General features: G+C 72.4%; 23 protein-coding genes. 16 read left to right on the top strand and 7 right to left on the bottom strand.

Going from position 1 to position 24,937, the window contains the following annotated elements:
* Positions 1–502: 502 nt before the first annotated feature.
* The 5 genes from NS331_RS17035 to NS331_RS17015 all read left to right on the top strand — a co-directional run bounded on the left by NS331_RS17035 (position 503) and on the right by NS331_RS17015 (position 7,585).
* Positions 503–2,416, top strand: a complete 1,914-nt coding sequence (locus tag NS331_RS17035) for an ATP-binding cassette domain-containing protein (RefSeq protein ID WP_058643157.1) — start codon at positions 503–505, stop codon at positions 2,414–2,416.
* A 327-nt stretch (positions 2,417–2,743) separates the two neighbouring features.
* A complete protein-coding gene (locus NS331_RS17030) occupies positions 2,744–4,474 on the top strand; it encodes a phospholipase D family protein (protein WP_082702572.1) in 1,731 nt (576 codons plus the stop codon).
* 77 nt (positions 4,475–4,551) lie between these two features.
* Positions 4,552–5,799: a serine hydrolase gene (locus NS331_RS17025; RefSeq protein ID WP_082702571.1), complete on the top strand. Its 1,248-nt coding sequence runs from the start codon at positions 4,552–4,554 to the stop codon at positions 5,797–5,799.
* On the top strand, positions 5,729–6,787 hold the full coding sequence (locus NS331_RS17020) for a serine hydrolase (RefSeq protein WP_082702570.1): 1,059 nt from the start codon (positions 5,729–5,731) through the stop codon (positions 6,785–6,787). The genes NS331_RS17025 and NS331_RS17020 overlap by 71 nt, the downstream gene beginning before the upstream one ends.
* Before the next feature lie 81 nt (positions 6,788–6,868).
* On the top strand, positions 6,869–7,585 hold the full coding sequence (locus NS331_RS17015) for an MgtC/SapB family protein (RefSeq protein ID WP_058643159.1): 717 nt from the start codon (positions 6,869–6,871) through the stop codon (positions 7,583–7,585).
* Here the strand turns inward: NS331_RS17015 and NS331_RS17010 are convergent, their stop codons facing one another.
* A complete protein-coding gene (locus NS331_RS17010; RefSeq protein ID WP_058643154.1) occupies positions 7,586–9,022 on the bottom strand; it encodes an aminotransferase-like domain-containing protein in 1,437 nt (478 codons plus the stop codon).
* A gap of 92 nt (positions 9,023–9,114) precedes the next feature.
* Here NS331_RS17010 and NS331_RS17005 point away from each other — a divergent pair, with 92 nt between their 5' ends.
* From NS331_RS17005 to NS331_RS16965, 9 genes are all read left to right on the top strand, one after another.
* Positions 9,115–9,714, top strand: a complete 600-nt coding sequence (locus NS331_RS17005) for a LysE family translocator (protein ID WP_058643153.1) — start codon at positions 9,115–9,117, stop codon at positions 9,712–9,714.
* Positions 9,711–10,652 (top strand): DMT family transporter, encoded by a 942-nt coding sequence (locus NS331_RS17000; protein ID WP_058643152.1) that lies wholly within the window; start codon positions 9,711–9,713, stop codon positions 10,650–10,652. The genes NS331_RS17005 and NS331_RS17000 overlap by 4 nt, the downstream gene beginning before the upstream one ends.
* A gap of 147 nt (positions 10,653–10,799) precedes the next feature.
* Positions 10,800–12,020, top strand: a complete 1,221-nt coding sequence (locus NS331_RS16995; RefSeq protein WP_058643151.1) for an aminotransferase-like domain-containing protein — start codon at positions 10,800–10,802, stop codon at positions 12,018–12,020.
* A 22-nt stretch (positions 12,021–12,042) separates the two neighbouring features.
* The gene (locus tag NS331_RS16990; RefSeq protein WP_058643150.1) at positions 12,043–12,660 is read left to right on the top strand and encodes a DJ-1/PfpI family protein; all 618 of its coding nucleotides are present in this window, start codon (positions 12,043–12,045) and stop codon (positions 12,658–12,660) included.
* A 132-nt stretch (positions 12,661–12,792) separates the two neighbouring features.
* Entirely contained in the window at positions 12,793–13,641 is an 849-nt protein-coding gene (locus NS331_RS16985) for a PhzF family phenazine biosynthesis protein (RefSeq protein WP_058643149.1), read from the top strand.
* Between the two features lie 25 nt (positions 13,642–13,666).
* Positions 13,667–14,308 (top strand): glutathione S-transferase family protein, encoded by a 642-nt coding sequence (locus NS331_RS16980; RefSeq protein WP_058643148.1) that lies wholly within the window; start codon positions 13,667–13,669, stop codon positions 14,306–14,308.
* Positions 14,309–14,398: 90 nt separating this feature from the next.
* The gene (locus NS331_RS16975) at positions 14,399–15,340 is read left to right on the top strand and encodes a PhzF family phenazine biosynthesis protein (protein WP_058643147.1); all 942 of its coding nucleotides are present in this window, start codon (positions 14,399–14,401) and stop codon (positions 15,338–15,340) included.
* 59 nt (positions 15,341–15,399) lie between these two features.
* Positions 15,400–16,383, top strand: a complete 984-nt coding sequence (locus NS331_RS16970) for a threonine dehydratase (protein ID WP_058643146.1) — start codon at positions 15,400–15,402, stop codon at positions 16,381–16,383.
* A gap of 210 nt (positions 16,384–16,593) precedes the next feature.
* Positions 16,594–17,268 carry a histidine phosphatase family protein gene (locus tag NS331_RS16965; RefSeq protein ID WP_058643145.1) on the top strand — a complete coding sequence of 225 codons (675 nt, stop codon included), beginning with the start codon at positions 16,594–16,596 and terminating at the stop codon, positions 17,266–17,268.
* A gap of 9 nt (positions 17,269–17,277) precedes the next feature.
* On the opposite strand, the gene cutA is transcribed toward NS331_RS16965, so the two are convergent.
* From cutA to NS331_RS16950, 3 genes are all read right to left on the bottom strand, one after another.
* The gene (gene cutA, locus NS331_RS16960) at positions 17,278–17,613 is read right to left on the bottom strand and encodes a divalent-cation tolerance protein CutA (RefSeq protein ID WP_242873798.1); all 336 of its coding nucleotides are present in this window, start codon (positions 17,611–17,613) and stop codon (positions 17,278–17,280) included.
* 4 nt (positions 17,614–17,617) lie between these two features.
* Positions 17,618–17,866 carry a GlsB/YeaQ/YmgE family stress response membrane protein gene (locus tag NS331_RS16955; RefSeq protein WP_058643144.1) on the bottom strand — a complete coding sequence of 83 codons (249 nt, stop codon included), beginning with the start codon at positions 17,864–17,866 and terminating at the stop codon, positions 17,618–17,620.
* A 61-nt stretch (positions 17,867–17,927) separates the two neighbouring features.
* A complete protein-coding gene (locus NS331_RS16950) occupies positions 17,928–19,628 on the bottom strand; it encodes an ATP-binding protein (RefSeq protein WP_082702569.1) in 1,701 nt (566 codons plus the stop codon).
* 182 nt (positions 19,629–19,810) lie between these two features.
* On the opposite strand from NS331_RS16950, the gene NS331_RS16945 reads away from it, so the two are divergent.
* Positions 19,811–20,431, top strand: a complete 621-nt coding sequence (locus NS331_RS16945; protein WP_058643143.1) for a YbhB/YbcL family Raf kinase inhibitor-like protein — start codon at positions 19,811–19,813, stop codon at positions 20,429–20,431.
* A 67-nt stretch (positions 20,432–20,498) separates the two neighbouring features.
* On the opposite strand, the gene NS331_RS16940 is transcribed toward NS331_RS16945, so the two are convergent.
* Both NS331_RS16940 and NS331_RS16935 read right to left on the bottom strand, forming a co-directional pair.
* The gene (locus NS331_RS16940; RefSeq protein ID WP_058643142.1) at positions 20,499–21,335 is read right to left on the bottom strand and encodes a creatininase family protein; all 837 of its coding nucleotides are present in this window, start codon (positions 21,333–21,335) and stop codon (positions 20,499–20,501) included.
* Positions 21,332–22,312 (bottom strand): LysR family transcriptional regulator, encoded by a 981-nt coding sequence (locus NS331_RS16935; protein ID WP_082702568.1) that lies wholly within the window; start codon positions 22,310–22,312, stop codon positions 21,332–21,334. Before NS331_RS16935 ends, NS331_RS16940 begins: the two co-directional genes overlap by 4 nt.
* 92 nt (positions 22,313–22,404) lie before the next feature.
* Between NS331_RS16935 and NS331_RS16930 the strand changes: the two genes are divergently transcribed.
* Positions 22,405–23,415, top strand: coding sequence for a zinc-binding alcohol dehydrogenase family protein (locus tag NS331_RS16930; protein WP_058643141.1), 1,011 nt, complete (start codon positions 22,405–22,407; stop codon positions 23,413–23,415).
* 21 nt (positions 23,416–23,436) lie between these two features.
* On the opposite strand, the gene NS331_RS16925 is transcribed toward NS331_RS16930, so the two are convergent.
* Positions 23,437–24,765 carry a PQQ-dependent sugar dehydrogenase gene (locus NS331_RS16925; protein WP_058643140.1) on the bottom strand — a complete coding sequence of 443 codons (1,329 nt, stop codon included), beginning with the start codon at positions 24,763–24,765 and terminating at the stop codon, positions 23,437–23,439.
* Positions 24,766–24,937 lie beyond the last annotated feature (172 nt).

Below are 24,937 nucleotides of genomic sequence, written 5' to 3'. Positions count from 1 at the left end.
CCATGAGCGTTTGAATGAGCTATAAGCTCAAGTTCCGAAGAACTCGACTCCCTCATCAAACGCCCACGCTTATCGGCTGTATATTGTTAACGTTCACCAGAATTCAGCGCCGAAGCACCTTCTTCTGTAGTCTTCACTGCGATCAGCGAAGCCCTCGATTATGACAGTGTTTTAAAAGACCTGTCAACCTTTCGGGTCTTTCGAGGCAGCCAGCAGAACCAGCCACCTCATCAACCCTTCGACTCGCAACAACCAGTCGGCTGCTTTGCGTCGAGCCCTCGATTATGACACGCTTTTTTGAAGAGCTGCAAGTTCTTTTTAAAACCTGCTGTCATTCCGAAGGGCCGCTTTCTATTCGACTTGTCGCCCATGCAATCGCTTGCAATTGCGGCGCCGTGTTGAAGGCAGCCCGTTAGTATAGGGGACGTTTTCGAGGCTGCACAAGGGGTCGGCTCGAAAAATCGATCGAGGCTGGGGAGGCGCCTTCGATAATCCGCCGCCAATGGCACTCATCACCTTACTAGACGCACAACTGGCCTACGGCCATGTGCCGCTGCTCGACCACGCGGACTTCTCCCTCCAGTCGCAGGAGCGTGTGGGCCTCATCGGCCGCAATGGGGCGGGCAAGTCCTCGCTGCTCAAGATCCTTGGCGGGCTGGAGAAGACGGACGACGGGACCATGCAGGTCCAGCAGGGGCTGCGCGTGGCCTATGTGGCGCAGGAACCGGCGCTGGACGCGGGCCACCGCGTGTTCGAGGCGGTGAGCCACGGCCTCGCGGGCGTCATCGCGCTGCGCGCCCGCTATCTGGCTGGCGGCGAGGGCGCGGACCTGGATGCGCTGCAGTCCCAGATCGAGGCGCACGACGGCTGGAACTGGGAGCAGCGCGTCGACGAGACGCTGCACCGGCTGCACCTGGCGCCCGAGGCGCGCATCGGCGCGCTGTCCGGCGGCATGCGCAAGCGGGTCGCGCTGGCGCAGGCACTGGTGGCGGCGCCCGACGTGCTGCTGCTCGACGAGCCGACCAACCACCTGGACCTCGAAGCCATCGAATGGCTGGAGCAGCTGCTGATCGCCTTCAAGGGCAGCGTGGTCACGATCACCCACGACCGCGCCTTCCTCGATGCGGTGGCCACGCGCATCGTCGAGCTGGACCGCGGCCAGTTGCGCAGCTACCCAGGCAACTTCGCGCGCTACCAGGTGCAGAAGGAAGAGCAGCTCGCGCAGGAGGCCGTCATCAACGCCAAGGCCGACAAGCTGCTCGCGCAGGAAGAGGTGTGGATCCGCAAGGGCGTCGAGGCCCGCCGTACCCGCAGCCAGAGCCGCATAGGCCGGCTGGAAGTGCTGCGCGGCCGCCGCGCCAGCCGGCGCGAGGCGCTGGGACGCGTGAAGATGGACGTGGCCAGCGGCCTGCCCAGCGGCAAGATCGTGGCCGAGCTCACGGACGTGACCAAGCGCTACGCCGAACGAGACGTGGTGCGCGGCTTCTCGGGCACCATCCTGCGCGGCGACAAGGTGGGACTGATCGGCCCCAACGGCGCGGGCAAGACCACGCTGCTGAAGCTGATCCTGGGCGAAATCGCGCCGGACGCCGGCCGCGTGCGCCAGGGCGCCAACCTGGAGATCGCCTACTTCGACCAGATGCGCGACGCGCTGGACCTGGACGCCACGCTGGAGGACTTCATCAGCCCCGGCAGCGAATGGATCGAGATCGGCAAGCAGCGCAAGCACGTCAAGAGCTACCTGTCGGACTTCCTCTTTTCGCCGGCCCGCTCGCAGTCGCCCGTGCGTTCGCTCAGCGGCGGCGAGCGCAACCGGCTGTTGCTGGCGCGCCTGTTCGCGCGGCCGGCCAACGTGCTGGTGCTGGACGAGCCGACCAACGACCTGGACATCGACACGCTCGAACTGCTGGAAGAACTGCTGCAGGAGTACGAGGGCACCGTCTTCCTGGTGAGCCACGACCGCGCCTTCCTGGACAACGTGGTGACCAGCACCATCGCGGCCGAAGGCGACGGCCGCTGGCGCGAGTACGAGGGCGGCGTGCAGGACTGGCTGATCCAGTCGCGGCGGGCGCGCGAGATCGCGGCGGCTTCATCCTCGGCCTCGGCCGCTTCACCCTCGCCGGCTGGGAGCGCAAGCGCCGGCCAGCCCCCGGCGCCCACCGCGACCGCCGAGGGCAGCGCCACGGCACGGCGCAAGCTCAGCTACAAGGACCAGCGCGAACTCGACGCCCTGCCCGCGCGCATCGCCGCGCTGGAGGCGGAGCAGAAGACGCTGCAGGCCGACCTGGAGCGCGGCGGTGGCGCCATCTATGGCAGCGACCCGGCCCGCGCCGCGCAGATGGCGCAGCGTTTCGCGCAGATCGAGGAGGAACTGCTCGAGGCACTGGAGCGCTGGGAAGTGCTCGAAGCCCGCTGAGGGCCTGCGGGCGGAAGGCCGAGGCCGTTCAGGTCATCATGGACCGATTTGCCCCAGCGACGTCCCGGGTGCCCGGTTGACGAGCCCTTCGACCAGCTCAGGGCGAACGGGTCGCTCGGCCGGAAGCCGGCGAACCAGGGGGCTGCTCGGCCCCGCCCCCAGCAACCCGCTGTGCCTTTCCGGGCGGGCAAGAAAAGGACGCCTTCCGGCGCACCAAGCGCCCGGTTGTCCGACACGGCGGCTCGTCACCGGGGGCTATACCGCAGCCTCCATGTCTGCCGCCCCTTCTCGCCCATGACGTTCTCATCGACCCAGTCTTCGCGCCACATGCGCCTGGGCATCGCGGCGGTGGCCGTCGCCGCCCTCGTCGCCTTCGGCACGGCGGTGGGCGGCTGCGCCAGCTTGCCTGAGAACGTGGACCGGCCCGTCTCCCAGGCCCTGCCGCCGCCCGCAGACAGCCCGCTGGCGCGCATCGCGCAGGCAGCGTCCGGTGCGACGGCCGACGGCCAAGCGACCCGCGGCGCCAGTTCGGGCTTCCTGCTGCTCGACGGCCCGCAATCCGCCTACGGCAGCCGTCTCGCGCTGGCCGAACAGGCCCGCCGCACGCTGGATCTGCAGTACTACGCCATCCATGCCGACGCCAGCACCGGCCGCCTGATGCGGGCCGTGCAGTCGGCGGCGCAGCGGGGCGTGCGGGTGCGCATCCTGATCGACGACTTCCACAGCGCCGGCCGCAATGCCCTGGTGCTGGGCCTGGCGGACACGCCCAATGTGCAGATCCGCCTGTTCAATCCGCTGGCCGGTGCGCGCGCCTCGTCCATCGGGCGCATCCTGGTCTCGCTGGGCGATGCCGGCCGTATCCAGCAGCGCATGCACAACAAGCTGTTCATCGCCGACAACGCCATGGGCATCACCGGCGGGCGCAACCTGGGCGATGCCTACTTCGGCCTGGGCGGCGATGCCGGCAACTTCGTTGACCTGGACGTGCTGGCCGTGGGCCCGATCGTGCGGGAGATGTCCAAGAGCTTCGACCAGTACTGGAACGACAAGCGGGCCTACCCCGTCGCGTCGCTGGTCAGCCGGGAGGAGATGGACCGCATCCGCGACAAGGCCGCCGAAAGCCGCCGTTCGGGCCAAGGCGGCGACGGCGCTGCCAAGCCTTCGCCGCCCGATGGCGAGCCGCGGCCCGACGCCGCCAGCGCCGCCGCCTTCGGCGACCGCCGCGCCGCCGAGCGCCCCGGCTGGGACGAGCAGCCCATGGACCTGGCGGCCCAGCGCTTCGTGCGCGCGCCGGCCACCCTGCTGGTGGACCAGCCCGCCAAGATCGCGGCCGACGACCAGGCGAAGGCCGAAGCGGCCCCGGCCAAGCCCGATGCCCCGCGCGGCGAGATGCCGGCGGGCGAGACGGTGGTCGAGGGCCTGTTGCCGCTCATCGCCCAGACCCGGCAGGACCTGGTGATCGTGTCGCCATATTTCGTGCCCGGCGCGCAGATCCGCGGCGCGCTGGCGCAGGCGCGCCAGCGCGGCGTGCGGATCCGCGTGCTGACCAATTCGCTCGCCTCCAACGACGCGCCGGTGGCGCACGTGGGCTATGCGCGGCACCGCACCGACCTGCTCGACATGGGCATCGAGCTGTACGAGATGCGGGCCGACGAGGCCGGCCTGCGTAGCGCCCTGGGCGCCGGCAGCAGCGGCAGCCTGACCGGCGGCATGGGCGAGTCCAAGGCCATGCTGCATTCCAAGTTCATCGTGCGCGACGGGCGGCTGCTGGCCATCGGCTCGATGAACCTGGACCTGCGCTCGCAGAAGCAGAACACCGAGATCGCGCTGCTGATCCGCAGCACCGAACTCTCCGCCGAGGCGACCGCCATCGTGGACAAGAGCCTGCGCCAGGGCGCCTGGAAGGTGGAGCGCGACCCGGCCGCCAATGGCGCGCTGGTGTGGCGCGCGCCGGCCGGCAGCGGTCTGCAGGACGCACACCACGAGCCCGACACCCGCGCCAGCCTGCGTGCGCTGCTGTGGCTCATCGGCCCCTTCGCGCCCGACGACATGCTGTGACGGCGGCGGAACCTTCGCCGCGCCGCCCGACCCGATCCAGTCCGACCCCCACCGAATCGAACTGAACCGACGACCCGATGCGACCTTCCGCCCTTCTTCGACTGCGCCGCACCGCCGCTCCCCTCGTCTGCGCACTGCTGCCCGTCGCGGCCAGTCCCGCCTTCGCCCAGACCCATCCGTTGGCCCCCGCGCCCGTCACGGTGCCGGGCACGCCCGCGGCCACGGCACCCGTGACCGTGCCGGGCCTCACCCAGGCTCCCGTCGCCGCCACCGACTGGCGCGAGCGCATGGCCACCGCCATGCAGCAGCTCGAAGCCCTGCAGCGCACCGAGGTCGGCGTGTACGTGCTGGACCTCGCCAGCGGCCAGTCCTTCGGCCACCGGGCGGAGGAGCGCTGGTACCTGGCCTCGATGGTCAAGGTGCCGGTCGCCATCGCCGTGCTGCAGGCGGTGGAGCGCAGCGACATCACGCTCGACACACCCCTCACCCTGCGCGCCGCCGACAAGGTGGACGGCGCCGGCGCCACGCTGCGCCAGCCCGTCGGCTCCGCGCTCACGGTGCGCTGGCTGATGGGCCAGATGATCATCTACAGCGACAACACCGCCACCGACATGCTGATGAACCTGGTCGGCCTGCAGGCCGTCAACGGCGTCGTGAAGGCGCTGGCACCGCAGGGCATCGGCCGCATCACCACACTGGCCGAGGTGCGGCGGCAGGTCTACGGCCAGCTCACGCCGCAGGCCAGCCACCTGTCGGGCCACGACCTGGTGCTGCTGCAGCGCGCCGGCAGCGACGCCGAGCGCCGGCGCCGCCTGGCCGAGCTGCTGCACCTGCCGCCCGGCGAGATCAAGGCCCGGTCGCTCGACGGCGCCTACGACGCCTACTACGCCGAGGGCCTCAACAGCGGCCGGCTCGACGCCTATGCCGGCATCCTCACCGCCCTGGTCCAGGGCAAGGCGCTGCATCCCGACAGCATGCAGACGCTGCTGAAACTGATGGAGGACGTGGCCACCGGCCCGCAGCGCCTGCGCGCCGGCCTGCCGCCGCAGGCCCGCTTCGCCCACAAGACCGGCACCCAGCGCCGCCGCATCTGCGACGCCGGCCTGGTGCGCATGCCGGGCACCGACGCCCAGCACCCCGTGGTGCTGGTGGCCTGCGTGCGCGACGCGCCCACCCTTCCACGTGCCGAGCATCTGCTGCAGCAGACGGCCGCCGCCCTGTGCCGATCCGGCCTGCTCACGCAAGGACTCAACGATGCGCCGACCTGCCCTGCTTTCCTGCCTGACGATCGCCACGGCGCTGCTGCTGCCCAGCTGGCGCGCTGAGGCCGCTGACGACGCCGCCTGGTCCCGCCAGCTGGCCGAGCGCATCGCGCGCATCGACCAGCAGACGCCCGGCCGCCTGGGCGTGTACGTCAAGCGCCTGTCGGACGGCAGCACCATGAACCATGGCACCGAGCAGGCCTGGTACCTGGCCTCCATGGCCAAGGTGCCCGTGGCGCTGGCCGTGCTGCGGCAGGTGCAGGTCGGCAAGGCGGGCCTGGGCGACGAGATGGCGCTGCAGGACGGTGACCGCATCGACGTCGGCAACATCGTCTGGAACGACACCGGCACCCGCTACAGCGTGCGCACCCTCGTCGAACGCATGCTGCTGGAGAGCGACAACACGGCCGCGAACATGCTGATCCGCTCGGTGGGCGAGGACGCGCTGAACGACGGCACGCGCCAGGCCATGGGCACGCCCAACGTCACGCTCACCACCTTCGCGCAGGTGCGGCGCGACGTGTACGCCGAGGTGCATCCGAAAGCACGCGAGCTGGACACCCGCACGCTGGTGCGCATCGCCTCGGCGCGCAACGGGCCGGCGCGGGTGGAGGCGATCCGCCGCGCGGTGGACGTGCCGCGCGACCAGCTCGCCACCGCCAGCATGGACGACGCCTACGACCGCTACTACCGCCGCAACCTCAACACCGCGACGCTGCAGGCCTACGGCGGCATGCTGGAGCGGCTGGTGCGCGGCCAGCTGCTGCCCGAGGGCGAGCCGCGCACCGTGCTCTACAAGGCGATGAAGCGCGACATCTACACGGGCTATCGGCTGCAGGCCGGCCTGCCACGCGACATGCCCTTCATCCACAAGACGGGCACCCAGCACCGCCGCGCCTGCCATGCCGGCGTGCTGAACCCGGACGACCTGCAGAAGGCGCTGGTGATCGTGGCCTGCACGGCCGACCTGGACGAGCAGAAGCAGGCCGGGCCGGTGCTGGAGTCGGTGGGCCGGGCGATCCGACAGATGGTGCTGTCCGGCAAGGCCTGAGCAGGATCCGGCGCCGGGCAAGCGCCCGGGCCGGCGTCACGTGCTTCGGGCATCATGCGCGCCCACCGCCCCGCCGCGCCCATGCAAGCCATCCAGAACTTCAACCTTCCTTCGCTGCTCGACACGCTCGTGAGCATCGGCTCGGCTTTCCTGCTGGGCGGCATGATCGGGCTGGAGCGGCAGATCCGCCAGCGCACCGCCGGCCTGCGCACCAACACGCTGGTGGCGGTGGGCGCCGCGGTGTTCGTGGACATGGCCAACCGGCTGCACGGCAGCGAAGGCGCGGTGCACGTGGTCGCCTACGTGGTCTCGGGCATCGGCTTCCTGGGCGCGGGCGCGATCATGAAGGAAGGCGCCAACATCAGCGGGCTCAACACGGCGGCCACGCTTTGGGGCTCGGCGGCGGTGGGGGCCTGCGCGGGCGCCGACCTGCTGGGCGAGGCCATCGTCGCGGCCCTGTTCGTGCTGGCCAGCAACACGCTGCTGCGGCCGGTGGTCAATCGCATCAACCGCCAGCCGGTGGTGGAGGAGATCACCGAGGCCGCGTATTCGGTCTACGTGATCTGCGCCCGCCCGGTGCAGGCGCAGATGCGCGAGGAACTGGTGGAGCGCCTGGCCGCCGCCAGCTACCCGGTGCGCGAGATCGACCAGCATCCCTTCGGCCAGGGCGATGCGGAGATCGAGGCGGTGCTCTATGCGACGGCGGTGGATGCGGACGAGCTGGACCGGGTCACGCACGCCATCGAGGCGCTGCCCGGTGTGCACCAGGCTTTCTGGAGCGCCAGCGCCGAGGACTGATTACCGCATCGCATCCCGCGTGCGGCCGAAGGCCTTCCAGAAGCCGGCGTCCTGCGCGGTGGCGAAATTGATGCGCATCAGCGTGGTGGGCTGCCGCCGCGCATGGAACAGCGAGCCAGGGGCGAGCAGGTAGCCCTGGTCCAGCATGCGCTGGGTGAGCGTGTCGGTGTCCACGCCCGTGTCCAGCCAGCCGAACAGGCCTGCCGGCTCCGAGGCCAGCGTGCAGCCATGGGCCAGCGCCAGCTTGACGGCGCGGCCACGCGCGCCATCCAGCCGCAGCCGGATGCGCTCCACGTGGCGGCGCAGTTGGCCCTGGTCGATGCACCAGGCCAGCGCCCGCTCGAACAGGGCCGGCGTGGTGAGCGTGGCGAGCAGCTTGGTCTCCAGCAGCCGCTCCACCAGCGGCGGCGCGGCCGCCAGAAAGCCGATACGCCAGTTGGGCGCCAGCACCTTGGCGAAGCCGCTCACGTAGATCACGCGCTGCAGGCCGTCGAGCACGGCCAGCCGGGTCGCATGCTCGGGCGCGAGGTGGCCGTAGGTGTCGTCCTCGACGATGTGGAAGTCGTGCTGCGCCGCCAGTTGCAGCACGCGGTGCGCGCTGCCGGGCGACAGGCAGTGGCCGGTGGGGTTGTGCAGCACGCTGACGCTGACGAAGAGCTTGGGCGCATGGGCCTCGCAGTAGCGCTGCATCACGGCCAGGTCAGGCCCGTCGGCGCGGCGCGGCACCGGCAGCACGCGCATGCCCAGGGCTTCGAGCCGCGCGAACTCGACGGCCCAGCCGGGCTCCTCCACCATCACCGGATCGCCGGCGCGCAGCAGGGTGCGGCTGACGATGTCCAGCGCATGCGTGGCGCCGACGGTGGTGACGATCTGCGCCGGCGTCACCGGCAGCTGCAGGCCGGCCAGCTTCTGCGCCAGGCTGGCGCGCAGGCTCGCGTCGCCGGCCGGGTCGCCGTACTGCAGCGAGAACTCGCGCAGCGCGGCCGGGCCGGTCACCCGGCGCACGGCAGCGGGCATGAAGCTGCTGTCCAGCCAGTCGGGCGGCAGCACGCCCATGCCGGGCTGCGGCTTGTCGCTCTGGCGGTGGAACATGCCGCGGATGAGGGTGCTGGCATCGGCCGGCGCGGCCGGTGCCGCGGCCAGCACGGTGGCGACCGGGGCGGCCGGTGCCGCGCCGCGGGCGGCGGGCTCGGCGCGGTCGGCGGCCTCGGCCTGCCGCACGAAGAAGCCGCGCTGGCGGCGCGCCTCCACCAGGCCCTGCGCCAGCAGCTGGTCGTAGGCGGCGACCACCGTGTGCGGGCTCACGCTGTGCTGGCGCGCGCATTCGCGCACTGAGGGCAGGCGCGCGCCGGGCGCCAGCAGGCGGTTGCGGATGCGCTCGCTGAACAGCGCGGCCAGCTGCTCGGTGAGGGTCTGGCTGTGGGTGCGGGTGAGCATGTGTGCTGGTGCGGCCACCGATACAGATGGGCCTGTTTGTTCGCGAAACTGTACTGCTTCTGTACTGGCGTCAAAGTGTAGAGTGGGCATCCATGACCTGGCAAGAATTCACCGCGCTGCTGGTGCTGGCCTCGGCGATGAGCTTTTCGCCGGGCCCCAACACCACGCTCTCGACCACGCTGGCGGCCAATGGCGGCCTGCGCCGGGCGATGCGCTTCGTGGTCGCGGTGCCGGTCGGCTGGAGCCTGCTGCTGGTGCTGACGGCGGCCGGCCTCGGCGCACTGGTGACCGCGGCGCCCACGGTGCGCGTGGCCGTCAAGGCCGCGGGCATCGCCTACCTGCTGTGGATGGCCTGGCGCCTGTGGGGCGCGGACCGGATGGCGCAGGCCTCGGCCGCGCAGTTGCGCGTGGGCTTCTGGCAGGGCGTGGGCCTGCAGTTCGTCAACATCAAGGCTTGGCTGCTCGCCCTGGCCATCGTGGCCGGCTGGGTGAGCGGCCAGGCGCAGCCGCTGCTGCGCACCGGCATCGTGACGGGCGTGATGATCCTCTTCGCGCTCGCGAGCAACCTGGCCTATGCGGCTGCCGGCGCGCTGCTGCGCGGCTGGCTGGCGCAGGGGCGACGGCTGCTGATGTTCAACCGCGCCATGGCGGCGCTGCTGGTGCTGACCGCGGCGTGGATGCTGAAGGCATGAGCACGCCCTCCACCGATCAGCACGCCCGCAACCAGCGCCTGGGCCTCTGGCTGGGCATCCTCGGCGTGGCGGTGTTCGGCATCACGCTGCCGGCCACGCGCCTGGCCACCGGCACGGCCGAGGCGCCGCAGCTCTCGCCCTGGTTCGTGACCCTGGGCCGCGCCGCGCTGGCGGGGCTGCTGTCGGCGGCCTTCCTGCTGGTCACGCGTTCGCCGCTGCCGCAGCGCCGGCACTGGCGGCCGCTGGCCTTGGCCACGCTGGGCAATGCCCTGGGCTATCCGCTGCTGCTGGCGCTGGCCCTGCGCACGGTCACGGCTGGGCATGCGGCCGTGGTCACGGCGCTGCTGCCGCTGGTGACGGCCGTGATCGCGGCGCTGGTGCTGCGCCAGCGGGCGCACTGGGGCTTCTGGCTGTGCGCGGTGGCGGGCAGCGCGCTGGTGATCGTCTTCTCGCTGCTGCGCGCCTCGCCGCAGGGCGGCTTCGGCCTGGACCCGGCCGACCTGCTGCTGGTGGGCGGCGTGGTGGCCGCCTCGGCCGGCTACATCTATGGCGCGCAGGTCACGCCGGCCCTGGGGGCGGAACGGGTGATCTGCTGGGTCTGCGTGCTGGCCCTGCCGGTCACGCTGCCGGCCACCTTCGTGCTGTGGCCGACTGCCCCGGTGGCGCCGGTCGCCTGGGGTGGGCTGGTGTACCTGGGCGTGTTCTCGATGTGGGCCGGCTTCTTCGCCTGGTACCGCGGCCTGGCCCTGGGCGGTGCGCTGCGCGTGAGCCAGGCGCAACTGCTCCAGCCCTTCTTCTCCATCCTGGCGGCGGTGCCCATCCTGGGCGAGCGCATCGACGCCATGACGCTGGGCTTCGCCCTCGCCGTGGTGGCGACGGTGCTGCTGGGCAAGCGGCTGTCGCAGCCCGCCCCACCGGTCAAATCGGCCACGCACTGAGTGCCGCGCCATGCCCCTGCGCCCCGCCACGTTCTGCCACGACGCCCGCCCGCCTCCGCCGCGCGCGCCGTTCATCGACACTGCCCCCCACGCCGCCGCCCGGGCCCGACGCCCCCGCGCCGAAATTCGACCGACAAGGAGCCACCCATGACTACCCCCTGGAAACTCGCCGCCCGCGCCGAGAAGATGAACCCCTCCGCCATCCGCGAGATCCTCAAGGTGACCGAGCGGCCCGACGTGATCAGCCTGGCCGGCGGCCTGCCTTCGCCTCAAACCTTCCCGGTGACGGCATTCGCCGCCGCCTGCGCCGAGGTGCTGGCCACCGACGGCCAGGCCGCGCTGCAGTACGCCGCGAGCGAGGGCTACGCGCCGCTGCGCCAGGCTGTGGCCGACATGCTGCCCTGGGAGGTGAACCCCGACCAAGTGCTGATCACCACCGGCTCGCAGCAGGGCCTGGACCTGATCGCCAAGGTGCTGATCGACCCGCAAGCCAAGGTGCTGGTGGAGACCCCCACCTATCTCGGTGCGCTGCAGGCCTTCAGTCCCATGGAGCCGCAGGCCGTGAGCGTGGCCAGCGATGCCGAAGGCGTGCTGCCCGAGGACCTGAGCGCCAAAGCCGCGGACGCACGCTTCATCTACCTGCTCCCCAACTTCCAGAACCCCACCGGCCGCACCATGAGCGAGGCGCGCCGCGCCGCCGTCTCGGCCGCCGCCCAGGCCGCGGGCCTGCCCATCGTCGAGGACAACCCCTACGGCGAGCTGTGGTTCGACGAGGCCCCGCCCCTGCCGCTGACGGCGCGCAACCCCGAGGGCTGCATCTACCTGGGCTCCTTCTCCAAGGTGCTGGCGCCTGGCCTGCGCCTGGGCTTCCTGGTGGCGCCCAAGGCGCTGTACCCCAAGCTGCTGCAGGCCAAGCAGGCGGTGGACCTGCACACCCCCATCTTCACCCAGCGCATGGTGAGCACGGTGATGCGGGACGGCTTCCTGGACCGGCACGTGCCGCAGATCCGCGCGCTCTACAAGGCCCAGCGCGATGCGATGGTGGGCGCGCTGCGGCGCGAGATGCGGGGCCTGGACGTCGAATTCAACGTGCCCAAGGGCGGCATGTTCCTGTGGCTGCGCATGCCCGAGGGCATCGACGCGACGGCGCTGCTGGCCCGCGCCGTGGAGCGCCACGTGGCCTTCGTGCCCGGCGCGCCCTTCTATGCCGGCGAGCCCGATGCGCGCACGCTGCGCCTGTCCTTCGTGACCGCCACCGAGCCGCAGATCGCCACCGCCATCGCCGCCCTGGCGGAGACGGTGCGCGAGGCGCTGGCCCACCGCGCCGCGGCACGGATGCAGCAGCAGCAGCTGGCCGCGGCCGCCTGAGCGCCATCGACCGAGCACCGCCATGCACACCGCCATCCTCACCTTCGACGGCTTCAACGAACTCGATTCGCTGATCGCCCTGGGCGTGCTGAACCGCATCAAGCGCCCCGGCTGGCGCGTGACGCTGGCAGCACCCACCGCGCGCGTCACCTCGATGAACGGCGTCACGCTCGAGGCCACCGCCACGCTCGAAGACGCCGCCCAGGCCGACGCCGTGCTGGTGGGCAGCGGCATCCGCACGCGCGAGGTGGTGGCCGATGCGGCGCTGATGGCGCGGCTCGCGCTCGACCCCGCGCGCCAGCTCATCGGCGCCCAGTGCTCCGGCACGCTGGTGCTGGCGCGCCTGGGCCTGCTGGGCACGGTGCCCGCCTGCACCGACCTCACGACCAAACCCTGGGTGCAGGAAGCCGGCGTGCGCGTGCTCGACCAGCCCTTCTTTGCCGACGGCAACGTGGCCACGGCCGGCGGCTGCCTGGCCTCGCCCTACCTGGCCGCCTGGCTGATCGCGCGCAGCGAAGGCATCGCCGCCGCCCGCGACGCGCTGCACTACGTCGCGCCCGTCGGCGAAAAGGACGACTACGTGGCCCGCGCCCTGGCCGCCGTCGCGCCCTACCTGCCGGCGGCCACGACGCCGGCCTGATCGCCCCACGCCGGACCATGCGCGCCGCCACCACGCCGGACCGGTTCCTGCCAGCCGTACGCGCGCTGCCGGCGGCACGGCCCGCCGTGGCCTGAGCGCATTTCCTCAACCCGCCTCCAAGCGCCAGACACCATGGACGTCCAGCACATCGCCGCCTTCTCCGACGGCCCGCACGGCGGCAATCCGGCCGGCGTCGTCATCGGCGAGTGCCTGCCCGACGACGGGCAGATGCAGCAGCTCGCCGCCACGCTCGGCTATTCCGAAACCGTGTTCGCCGCACCGGTGGCGGATGGCGCCTGGCGGGTGCGCTACTTCTCGCCCGCCGCCGAGGTGCCCTTCTGCGGTCACGCCACCATCGCCCTGGGCGCCGCGCTGGCGCGGCAGCACGGCGACGGGACTTTCGCCCTGGTGCTCAATGCCGCGCGGATCACGGTGGAAGGACGCCGCGATCCCCAGGCCGCGGACGGCCTCATGCAGGCGGCCCTGCAGTCGCCGCCCACGCGCAGCCAGGCCCTCGACGCGGCCTCGACGGCCGAGGCCCTCGCGCTCTTCGGCCTGGCGGAGGCCGACCTGGACCCGCGCCTGCCGCCCGCGCGGATCCATGGCGGCGCCGACCACTTCCTGCTGGCCCTGCGCGACCGCACCCGGCTGAGCGCCATGCGCTACGACTTCGAGGCCGGGCGCGAGTTGATGCAGCGCGCGGGCTTGGCGACGATCGTGCTGGCCCATGCGGAAACGCCCCAGCGTTTCCATGTGCGCAATCCCTTCGCGGGTGGCGGCGTCTACGAAGACCCGGCCACCGGCGCCGCCGCCGCCGCGCTGGGCGGCTACCTGCGCGACCGGGGCTGGCCCCACGGCGGCAGCATCGCGATCACGCAGGGCGAGGACATGGGCGTGCTCTGCCGCCTGCAGGCGGACATCGGCCCCACCGCGGGCGAATCGGTCCGCGTGCGCGGCGCCGCCCGCATGATGGCGGCCTGACCCGCTTCGACAAGGAACCCGATCCATGCTCAACCTCTGGGGCCGCATCAGCTCGATCAACGTGCGCAAGGTGGTGTGGTGCGCGCAGGAACTCGGCCTGGACTTCCAGCGCACCGAGGCCGGCGGCGCCCACGGCCTGGTGCACACGCCCGACTACCTGGCGATGAACCCGAACGCGCTGGTGCCGCTGCTGCAGTACAGCCTGGGCGACACGCCCTTCGTGCTGTGGGAGAGCAACGTCATCGTGCGCTACCTCTGCGCCCGCCATTCGCACGGCCGGCTGTACCCCGAGCCGCTGGAGCCGCGCTTCGACGCCGAGCGCTGGATGGACTGGCAGCAGACCACGCTCAATCCCGCCGGCCGCGACGCCTTCGTGCAGCTGGTGCGCACGCCAGCCGCCGAGCGCGACATGCAGGCCGTCGCGGCCTCCATCGCCGCCACCGAGCCGCTGATGGCGCTGCTCGACGCTCACCTGGCCGGCCGCGCCTTCATGACCGGCGAGCACTTCACCATGGCCGACATTCCGGTGGCCTGCGAGGTGCACCGCTGGTTCGGCCTGCCGCCCGCCGACTACCGCCGCCCGGCCTGGCCGAACGTGGAGCGCTGGTTCGACACGCTGCGCGCCCGGCCCGCCGCGCGCGGGGTGCTCGACCTGGCGCTGGCCTGATCCGCGCCCTGCCCCGCCGATCGGACCGCCCGCGCCACCGCCCGTCCCCAGACCGCTTTCTTTCCTTCTCCCCGTTTCCCGAGCCCTGCCATGAGAACCCGCCCCTTCCGCCAGCCCGACGTCTTCACCGACACGCCCACCCGCGGCAACCCGGTCGCCGTGGTGCTGGACGGCCAGGACCTGGACGACGAGACCATGCAGCGCTTCGCGCGCTGGACCAACCTGTCCGAGACCACCTTCGTGCTGCCGCCCACCGCCGAGGGCGCGGCCGGCGGCGCGGACTACCGGGTGCGCATCTTCACGCCCGGCGGCGAGCTGCCCTTCGCCGGCCATCCCACGCTGGGCACCTGCCGCGCCTGGCTGGCCCACGGCGGCCGGCCGCGCGACGCGCAGCGCATCGTGCAGCAATGCGCCGTCGGCCTGGTGCCGATCCGCCCCGAGGGCACGCGCCTGGCCTTCGCCGCACCGCCCCTGAAGCGCAGCGCGCCCAGCCCCATGCTGCTGTCCAAGGTGGCGGCGGCCATGGGCCTGAAGGCGGCGCAGATCGAGGCGGCGCAGTGCCTCGACAACGGCCCTGTCTGGCTCGGCCTGCTGCTGGACAGCCCCGACACCGTGCTGGCCCTGCGGCCCGACCATGCCGCCCTCAAGGCGCTGGGCCAGAAGGTGGGCGTCGCCGCGCGCACCGATGCCGAAGATGCCGGCGTGCCCGCGCTCATCGGCCGCGCCAACCGCGAGGCCCGCGCCTTCGGTGCCCGCGGACGCGCGGCGGCCGCGGCGGTGCCGTCGGTGGACCTGGAGGTGCGCGCCTTTGCCGCGCCCGTCGGCGTGGAGGAAGACCCGGTCACCGGCAGCCTCAACGCCGGCCTGGCGCAATGGCTCATCGCCGACGGCCTGATGCCGGCGCGCTACGTCGCCGGCCAGGGCCAGTGCCTGGACCGCGACGGCCGGGTGCACGTGACCCAGGACGAGGCGGGCCAGATCTGGATCGGTGGCGACGTGGCCGACTGCATCGAGGGCCAGGTGCTGCTCTGAGAAGGTGTGATCGGGCCACGCAACGCCGCATTCATCATCCACATCCTGGACCCATCACCATGCGCTTCTCTCCCGACGACGTCGACGCCGCCCTCGCCACCGTGCGCGCCGCCCTGCCGCCCACGCCGCAATACCGCTGGCCGCTGCTGGAGCAGGCGCTGGGCGGCGAGACCTGGGTCAAGCACGAGAACCACACGCCCGTCGGTGCCTTCAAGGTGCGCGGCGGGCTCACCTACCTCGACTGGCTGCGCCGCACCCAGCCCGGGGTGCGGCACGTGATCAGCGCCACGCGCGGCAACCATGGCCAGTCCATCGGCTTCGCGGCGCGCCGGCACGGCCTGCAGGCCACCATCGTGGTTCCGCACGGCAACTCGGTGGAGAAGAATGCCGCCATGCGGGCGCTGGGCGTCGAATTGATCGAGCACGGCGACGACTTCCAGGCCGCCGCCGACCATGCCGCCGCGCTGGCGGAAGCGCAGGGGCTGCACCGCATTCCCTCCTTCCACCGCGAACTGGTGCGCGGCGTGACCACGGCCTACGTCGAATTCTTCGAGGCGACGAAGGCGGCGGGTGGCGCGCCGGACGTGCTGTTCGTGCCCATCGGCCTGGGCTCCGGCTTTTCCGGCGCGGCGGCGGCCCGCGCGCATTGCGGCGTGGCGACGCGCATCGTGGGCGTGGTGTCGGCCCATGCGGATGCCTGCCTGCAGTCCTGGCGCAGCGGCGTGCTGGTCGAGGCGCCGGCCACCACCCGCATTGCCGACGGCATGGCCTGCCGGCTGCCGGTGGCCGACTCGGTGGCGCTGATGCGCGCCGAGGCCGAGGATCTGGTGGCCGTCACCGACGACGAAGTCGCCGCCGCCATGCGCCTCTTCTACGCCACCACCCACAACCTGGCCGAGGGCGCCGGCGCCGCCTCGCTGGCGGCGGCGCTGCAGCAGCGCGGGCGCTGGGCGGGCCGGCGCATCGGGCTGGCGCTCACGGGCGGCAACGTGGATGCGCCGTTGTTCGCCGAGGTGCTGGCCGGCGGAAAGCCGGCAGCCTGACCTTGGCTCCCCTCTCCCCTCGCGGGAGAGGGGCCGGGGGAGAGGGGGCAGCAGCGCCTGCTCAGCCGCGCGATCGACGGGCGGCCCCCTCTCCCCAGCCCTCTCCCGCAAGGGGAGAGGGAGCAACGCCGGTCGCCGAGGCGACGTTGCCCGTCTGATCCGTCCCCCGCGCGACAAGCGCCGCCGGGCGGCTTCGGACAATCGCCCGCCATGGGAACGCTCTACCTCGTGCGCCACGGCCAGGCCTCTTTCGGCTCCGACGACTACGACCGCCTCAGCGAACTGGGCCACCGGCAGGCCGAGCGGCTGGGCGAGTACTGGCGCGAGCGCGGCATGCGCTTCGACGCCGTGATCACCGGCACCCTGCGCCGCCACCGCGAGACATGGGAAGGCATCGCCCGTGGCATGCAGCTGCCGCCGCAGGACGTGCTGCCGTGGCCGGGACTCAATGAATACGACAGCGAAGCGGTGGTGGCCACGATCCATCCCGGCAAGCTGCCCAAGGCCGACACGCCGGAGCTGTACAAGGCGCACTTCCGCCTGCTGCGCCAGGGCCTGGCGGCCTGGATGAACGGCCAGGCAGCGCCGGCCGGCATGCCCAGCTACGTGGACTTCCTGGCCGGCGTGACCACCGCGCTCGACCACGTGCGCGACCGCCACCATGGCGCCAGGGTGCTGGTGGTGAGCAGCGGCGGACCCATCTCGACGGCGGTGGGCCACGTGCTGGGCACCTCGCCCGAAACCACCATCGAGCTGAACCTGCGCATCCGCAACACCGCCGTCACGGAGTTCGCCTTCACGCCCAAGCGGCACATGCTGGTCACGTACAACACGCTGCCGCACCTGGACGGCCCCGCCTACGAGGACTGGGTCACGTACGCGTGACCCGGCGGGTCAACCCGCCGCCGGCGGCTCGGCCGTGGCTTCGGCCAGCCAGCGCAAGTAGGCGGGCGCGCCGGCCGTGATGGGCAGCTGCACCACCTCGGGCACGGCGTAGCTGTGCTTCTCGTGGACCAGCGCCTGCAGCGCCTCGAAACGACCCGCGCGGGTCTTGCAGATCAGCAGCCACTCGGGCTCGCGCCGGGTCTCGCCTTCCCACCGGTAGACGCTGCGCACCCGCTGGATCTGCACGCAGGCCGCCAGGCCCGCCTCCACCAGCGCGCCGGCGAGGTCTTCCGCCTCTTCCTCCGTGCCGGCCGTGGTCATCACCACGCATGCGGTGTCGGTCACGGGTTCAGCCCCGCTTTTTGACCATGCCCCAGATGAACAGCAGGATGATCGCGCCCACCACCGAGGCGATGAAGCCCGCCGGCTGGCCCGCCGCGTACCAGCCCATCGCCTGGCCGAGGTAGGTGGCGATCAGCGAGCCGACGATGCCGATCAGCGTGGTGACGATGAAGCCGGCGGAATCGTTGCCCGGCTTGAGCGCCCGCGCGATCAGGCCGACGATGAAGCCGATGATGATGGTCCAGATGATGCCCATGGGATGCTCCTGAGGAGGGTTGAGAAAAGGGGTATACCGCAGCCGTGCGTCACGCTGGCGGTCAATGCCGCAGGCCGGCACCGCCGCCCGCCGTGCCCGCCGGTGCCAGGGCCTGCGCCACACAGGCCGCCAGGGCGGAGATCTCGAAGGGCTTGATGAGGATGGACTGCGTGCCCAGCACGCGCCCCACCTGCGCCATGTCGGCATAGCCGGTGGCCAGCACCACCGGCACGGGGCCCACGCGCTCGCGCGCCTGGACGATGAATTCGGCGCCGGTCATGCCGGGCATCGCGTAGTCCACCACCATCAGGTCGGGACGCGCCTCGTGGACCAGCACGTCCAGGCCCTGCGCGCCGTCGGCGGCCTGGGTGACGCGGCAGCCCAGCAGCGCCAGGCTGTCGGCGATGACGCGGCGCACGTCGGCATCGTCCTCGACCACCAGCACCGAGCGGCCGGCCGCCAGGGCCTGCACCTCGGCCTCGGCCGGCGCGGGCACGTCGCCGTCGCGCGGCGCCGCGGCGGCGGGAAAGAGCAGGTCGACGCGCGTGCCCCGGCCCTCTTCGCTGGCGATGGACGCCTCGCCGCCGGACTGGCGCACGAAGCCGTACACCTGGCTCAGGCCCAGGCCGCTGCCGGTGCCCAGCGGCTTGGTGGTGAAGAAGGGGTCGAACACCTGGGGCAGCAGGCCGGCGGGAATGCCGGCGCCCGTGTCCTGCACGCGCACGCGCACGTAGTCGCCGGCCGGCAGGTCGCCGGAGGCAGGACGGGGCAAGCGCTCGGTGGCGACGCTGAGCACGCCGCCGGCAGGCATGGCTTCGCGCGCATTGACGGCCAGGTTGATGAGCGCCATCTCCAGCTGGCTGGCGTCCAGCACGGCCCAGCAGGGGCCGGCGTCGAGCGCCATCTCCAGCCGCACGGCGGAGCCGAGCGACACGGCGATCAGCTCGCGCATGCCCTCCACCAGCGCATTGACGTCCGACAGCCGCGGCAGCAGCGACTGCTTGCGCGAGAAGGACAGCAGCTGGCCGGTCAGCCGCGCGCCCTTGGCGACGGCGCCGCGGGCGCGGGCGCTGATCTCCTGCACCTTGGCCTCCCTGGAGACGCGGCCGAGCAGGTCCAGGTTCATCTGCACCACGTGCAGCAGGTTGTTGAAGTCGTGCGCGATGCCGCCCGTCAGCCGGCCGACGGCCTCCATCTTCTGCGCCTGCAGCAGCGCGGCCTGGGCCCGCTCGCGCTCGCCGATCTCGGCCATGAGCCGGTCGTTGGCGCCGGCCAGTTCGCGCGTGCGCTCGGCGATGCGCGCCTCCAGCCCGGTGTTCAGGCGCTGCACCTCGGCACGGGCCGCTTCCAGCTGGGCGATCTGCTGGCGCATGGTGTACTGCCGGTGGCGCTGGCGCACGGCGGCGTGCACGGCGCGGGCCAGCGTCTCCTCGGCGGCCGGCCGGTCCACCACGACGACGTTGCCCAGCCCGCGCAGCAGCGCGGCCTTTTCGGAGCGGTGGACGTCGGCGTCGGCCAGCACGACGAAGGGAAAGTCGGACCAGTCGGGCTGCGCCGCCATCCATTGCTGCAGGCCGTCGTGCGGCAGCGCATCGAGCGACGCGGTGGTGAGCAGCGCGGCCGCGGCGGCCTCGGCCATGCGCCGCACCATGTCGTCGAGGGAGTCGCACATCACCGCCTGGATGCCCAGCGCCGACGCAGCGCCTTGCAGCGCCTGTGCATGCGCCGCGTCCGGCGCGTGGATGAGGACCCGGCGCTCCATGGTCAATGCGTCGCCGCGATGGCGTCGATGGACGGAGGGAGGAGGCGGCGGTGCATGAAGGCGGTAGGACGGCGTCGGTGAGCAGGCCGGATGGCGAGCGCTCATTCTGGTGCGCGCGTCCGGCGCGGGCTGTCGCTTCGCGTCCTACATGCGTGTGGGCCACACCCCTTTAATGTGGCGCCATGCTCGAGAAACTTCCTGGTGCGATCGGTCAGGCGCTGGCGGGCGTGCGCGCCGGCCTCGACGACATCGTCTTCAACACCGCCGGCCTGCGCGCGGGCCACGGCACGCTGCAGCTGACCAGCCTGGCCTTCGGCGACCACGGGCCCATCCCGCAGCGCTACACGGCCGACGGCGAGGGCCTGTCCCCGCCGCTGGCCTGGACCGGCGTGCCCGCGGGCGTGGCCGAGCTGGTGCTGATCGTGGAAGACGCCGATTCGCCCACGCCCCATCCGCTGGTGCATGCCATCGCCGTGGACCTGCCGCCCGAAGACGGCAGCCTGGCCGAAGGCGCCTGGCCCAGCCCGGACCACGAGGGCATGGGGCTGCAGGCGGGCCGCAACTCCTACCTGCAGGCCGCCTGGCTGCCGCCCGACCCGCCGCCGGGCCACGGACCGCACCGTTATGCCTTCCAGCTGTATGCGCTGGGCGAGGGCGAGGCGCTGGGCGAGACGCCCGGCCGCGATGCGCTGGTGGCGGCGATCCAGGCGCGCGCGGTGGCGAGCGGCCTGCTGATCGGCACCTACGAGCGCGGCGACGGCACCATTCCGATCGGCGACGCGCCGGCAGTGCCGGTGGCCTGAGGATCACCCCGCAGGTCGGTCACCCCGGCAGGCGGCGCACTGCGGTGGCGCGCCCCCGAGACCACGCTCAGGGCCGCGGCGGATCGGCGCCCAGGGTGGACAGCGGCAACCGGGACACCTCGGCCAGCGCCTGCGCCAGCCCGCGCGCCGCCGCGTCCAGCAGCGCCTGCCCCTGCGCCTCGGTGGCCGCGGCGGCATTACCGGCCGCCCCGTCGGGGTGGTAGTCCTGCATGGCCCAGCCGAGTTTGGCGCTGCGGCCGTTGCCCAGGATCGGGTAGTCCCGCGCCCGCTCGCGGGAGGTGGACGGAAAGTCCCTGATGGCCTCGCGCCGCACCTGCGCGGGCGCCAGCGCCAGCATGAGCGCCGTCTCGAATTCGCCCGCATGCACGTCGAAGCGGTCCGGCACCAGCGGCTGGCCGACGGCGTCCGCCAGCGGCAGGTTGAACCAGCTGAGGCTGTAGACGATCAGGTCGTGCGCCTCGCGCAGTTCGCGCGCCGCGATGTCCATCGCGCCCGTGTGGCCGCCGTGCGCATTGAAGAGCACCAGCTTGCGCACGCCGGCCCGCGCGACGCCGGCGCCGATCTCCTTCCACAGGCGCAGCACGGTCTCGGACGACAGCGTCAGCGTGCCGGCGAAGCGCGCATGCTCGGGGCTCAGGCCGACCGGCAGCGTGGGCAGGACGAGCACCGGCAGGCCGGCCGGCAGCAGCGGCAGCGTGGCCTGCACGATGCCGTCGGCGATGGCGGTGTCCACGCCCAGCGGCAGGTGCGGGCCATGCTGCTCGGTGGCGCCCAGCGGCAGCACGGCCACGGTGGTGGCTGGATCGAGCAGCGCGAAGTCGCGGGTGCCGAGTTCGGCCCAGAAGCGGGGCAGCATCGGCGGCAGGTCGGGCGTGGCGGTCATGCGGCGATGTTAGGCCGCCGCGCCGCACCGCCCGCGCGCGCTTCGCCACCAGCGGTGGCGATGCCGGCCGGATCGGCCGCCAGCCACTGCGCCAGCCAGTCGGCCAGGAAGTCCACCAGCGCCCGCACGCGGGCCGGCACGAAGCGGTTGCTGGGCAGCAGGGCGTGCAAGGGATAGGGCTCGGTGTCCCAGTCGGGCAGCAGGCGCACCAGGGCGCCGCTGTCCAGGTCGGCCCGCACGTCCAGGTAGGACTTGAAGGTGACGCCCGCGCCGGCCACGGCCCATTCCCGCGCCAGCGAGGCATCGTCGGCATGCCGGTCGCCGTCGATGCGCACCGCGACCCACTGCCCGCCCTGTCCGAAGCGCCATTCGCGCTGGCGACGGCCGGCGCGGTGGAAGCTCAGGCAGTTGTGCTGCACCAGGTCCTGCGGGACACGTGGCGTGCCGCGCCGGGCCAGGTAGGCGGGCGCGGCACACAGGACGGGCCGGGTCTGCGCCAGCGGGCGCGCCACCAGCCGCGAATCGGCCAGCGGGCCGTAGCGCAGGGCGAGGTCCACCTCGTCGCGCATCACGTCCAGCGGCCGGTCACCCACCGACAGCGCCAGCTGCACACCGGGATGCCGCGCCAGGAATTCGCCGAAGGCCTGCAGCAGGACGCGGCGGCTGAGGTCCGACGGCGCCGCGACGCGCAGCGTGCCCACCAGTTCGCCGCGGCCGGCCGCCACCTGGGCCTCGGCCTCGGCCAGCAACTCGAAGGCGCGGCCGGCATAGTCCAGCAGGGTCTGGCCCTCGGCCGTGAGCCGCAGGGCGCGGGTGGAGCGCTCGAAGAGCCGGGCGCCCAGTTGCGCTTCCACCCGCTTGAGCGCCGCGCTGGCCGCGGCCGGCGTCAGGCCCAGCGCGCGGCCGGCGGCGCTCAGCGAGCCATTGCGCGCCGCTTCCTGCACCAGCCGAAGGTCGGCGAGATTTTCAATTGCCATTTGAAGATGATGCCAGCCTCGAGGGGCTTATCAATGCCGCGACCGGCATCTAGAGTGACGCCATTGCCACCTTCTCCGCCTGGAGAACACCCATGAAAGCCATCGGCTACCGCCATAACCTGCCCATCGACCAGCCGGATTCCCTGGTCGAGCTCGACCTGCCCGTGCCGCAGCCCGGCCCCCGGGACCTGCGCGTGCGGGTGTCGGCCGTCTCGGTCAACCCGGTCGACACCAAGGTCCGCCGCAATGCCGCGCCGGAGGCCGGCCAGGCCCGGGTGCTCGGCTGGGACGCCGTGGGCACCGTCGATGCCGTCGGCAGCGCCGTCACCGGCTTCGCGCCGGGCGACCGCGTGTACTACGCCGGCTCCATCGTGCGGCCCGGCGCCAACAGCGAACTTCACCTGGTGGACGAACGCATCGCCGCCCGCGCGCCCGCCACGCTCAGCGATGCCCAGGCCGCGGCGCTGCCGCTCACGGCCATCACCGCCTGGGAGCTGCTGTTCGACCGCCTGCAGGTGCCGCGCGGCGGCGGTGCGGGCCAGACGCTGCTGATCACCGGGGGGGCCGGCGGCGTGGGCTCGATCCTGATCCAGCTCGCGCGGCAGCTGACGCAGCTGCGGGTGGTGGCCACCGCCTCGCGGGCCGAGACCCGCCAGTGGTGCCTGGACCTCGGCGCCCATGCGGTGGTCGACCACAGCCGCCCGCTCGCCACCGAGTTGAAGGCGGCCGGCATCGAGGCCGTGGACCTGGTCGCCAGCCTGACGCAGACCGCGCAGCACTATGCGCAACTGATCGAGGCGCTGAAGCCGCAGGGCCGCCTGGCGGTGATCGACGACCTGCCCCAACTGGACGCCATGCCGCTGAAGCGCAAGGCCATCTCCCTGCACTGGGAACTGATGTTCACCCGGTCGATGTTCGAGACGCCCGACATGGCCGCCCAGGGCGCCCTGCTGGCCGAGGTGGCCGCGCTGGCGGATGCGGGCCGGCTGCGCACCACGCTGGGCGAGCACTACGGCCGCATCGACGCAGCCAACCTGCGCCGCGCCCATGCCTTCATCGAAAGCGGCCGGGCGCGGGGCAAGGTGGTGCTGGAAGGCTTCTGAGCGCCGGACTGCGGGCGGCGCTCAGCGCGCCCGCGACACGCGCCAGACGGCGCCGCCCACGTCGTCCGCCACCAGCAGGGCGCCCGACTTGTCCAGCGCCACGCCCACCGGCCGGCCGAGCGCCTTGCCGTCCGCCGACAGGAAGCCGGTGAGGAACTCGCGCGGCGCGCCGCTGGGCTTGCCGCCGATGAAGGGCACGAAGCTCACGCGGTAGCCCGAGGGCGGATTGCGGTTCCAGGAGCCGTGCTCGCCGATGAAGGCGCCGTTGGCGAACTCCTCCGGCATGCCGCGCGCATTGCTGAAGGCCAGGCCCAGCGGCGCCACGTGGTTGCCGACGGCATAGTCGGGACGGATGGCGGTCGCCACCTTCTCGGGCTGCTGCGGCTGCACGCGCGCGTCGACCACGCCGCCCCAGTAGCTCCAGGGCCAGCCGTAGAAGCCGCCGTCGCGCACCGAGGTCAGGTAATCGGGCACCAGGTCGCTGCCGATCTCGTCGCGCTCGTTCACCACCGTCCACAGCACGTTGGTGTCGGGCTCCCAGGCCATGCCGTTGGGGTTGCGCAGGCCGCTGGCCATAATGCGCTTGGCACCGGTGGCGCGGTCCACTTCCCAGATGGCGGCGCGGCCTTCCTCGTGCTGCATGCCGTAGTCGCCGATGTTGCTGTTGCTGCCCACGGTGACGTAGAGCTTGCTGCCGTCGCGGCTGGCGATGACGTTCTTGGTCCAGTGGTGGTTGAAGGTGGCGGGCAGGTCCGTCACCTTGACGGCCGGGCCGCCGGCCTGGGTCTGGCCTTCGGTGTAGGGCAGCTTGACCAGCGCATCGGCATTGGCCACGAACAGTTCGTTGCCCACCAGCGCCATGCCGAAGGGCGAGGTCAGGCCACTGGCGAACACGGTCTTCGTCTCGGCCACGCCGTCGCCGTCGGCATCGCGCAGCAGGGTGATGCGGTCGGCGCTGGGCACACCGGAGCCGGCGCGCTTCATCACCAGGCCGGTGATCTTTTCCTTGATCTTGTCGAAGAAGCCACCCGGCTTGGGATCGGCATTGCGGGGCCGGTCGCTCTCGGCCACCAGCACGTCGCCGTTGGGCAACACATACACCCAGCGTGGATGGTCCAGCCCGCGCGACAGCGCCGTGACCTTGAAGCCGGGCAGCGGCGTGGGCGCGGCAGTGTCGTTCCAGCCCGAGGCGGGCGCCACCTTCATGGTGGGCAGCAGCGTCTTGTTGGGCGGGGGCAGCTGCGGGTTGGGGCCGGTGCCGGCCTCGAAAGGCAGCTTGGCGGTGTCGCCGCAGCCGGCCAGGGCCAGCACCGCGGCGGCGGCAAGGGTGAAGGTGGCGGTGCGCATCATGGGCGCGGATGATGGTGGCGGCCTGCGCCGGCGCATGTAGTCGCAGGCCGCGCATCGCCGGAATCCGGACGCTGCCCGTTGGGCCCGCCCGCCTGCGCCCCAGGGCTACCATCGCAGGATGACCGCCGATGCCACCGCGGCCGCGCCCTCGCCGGCCGCGGTGGCATCGGCG

The sequence above is a fragment of the Pseudacidovorax intermedius genome, assembly GCF_001476815.1.
GTDB classification, from domain to species: Bacteria; Pseudomonadota; Gammaproteobacteria; order Burkholderiales; family Burkholderiaceae_C; genus Xenophilus; species Xenophilus intermedius_A.
Note: the sequence above shows the minus strand (reverse complement) of the source record. Positions and strands in the feature narration are given on the sequence as shown.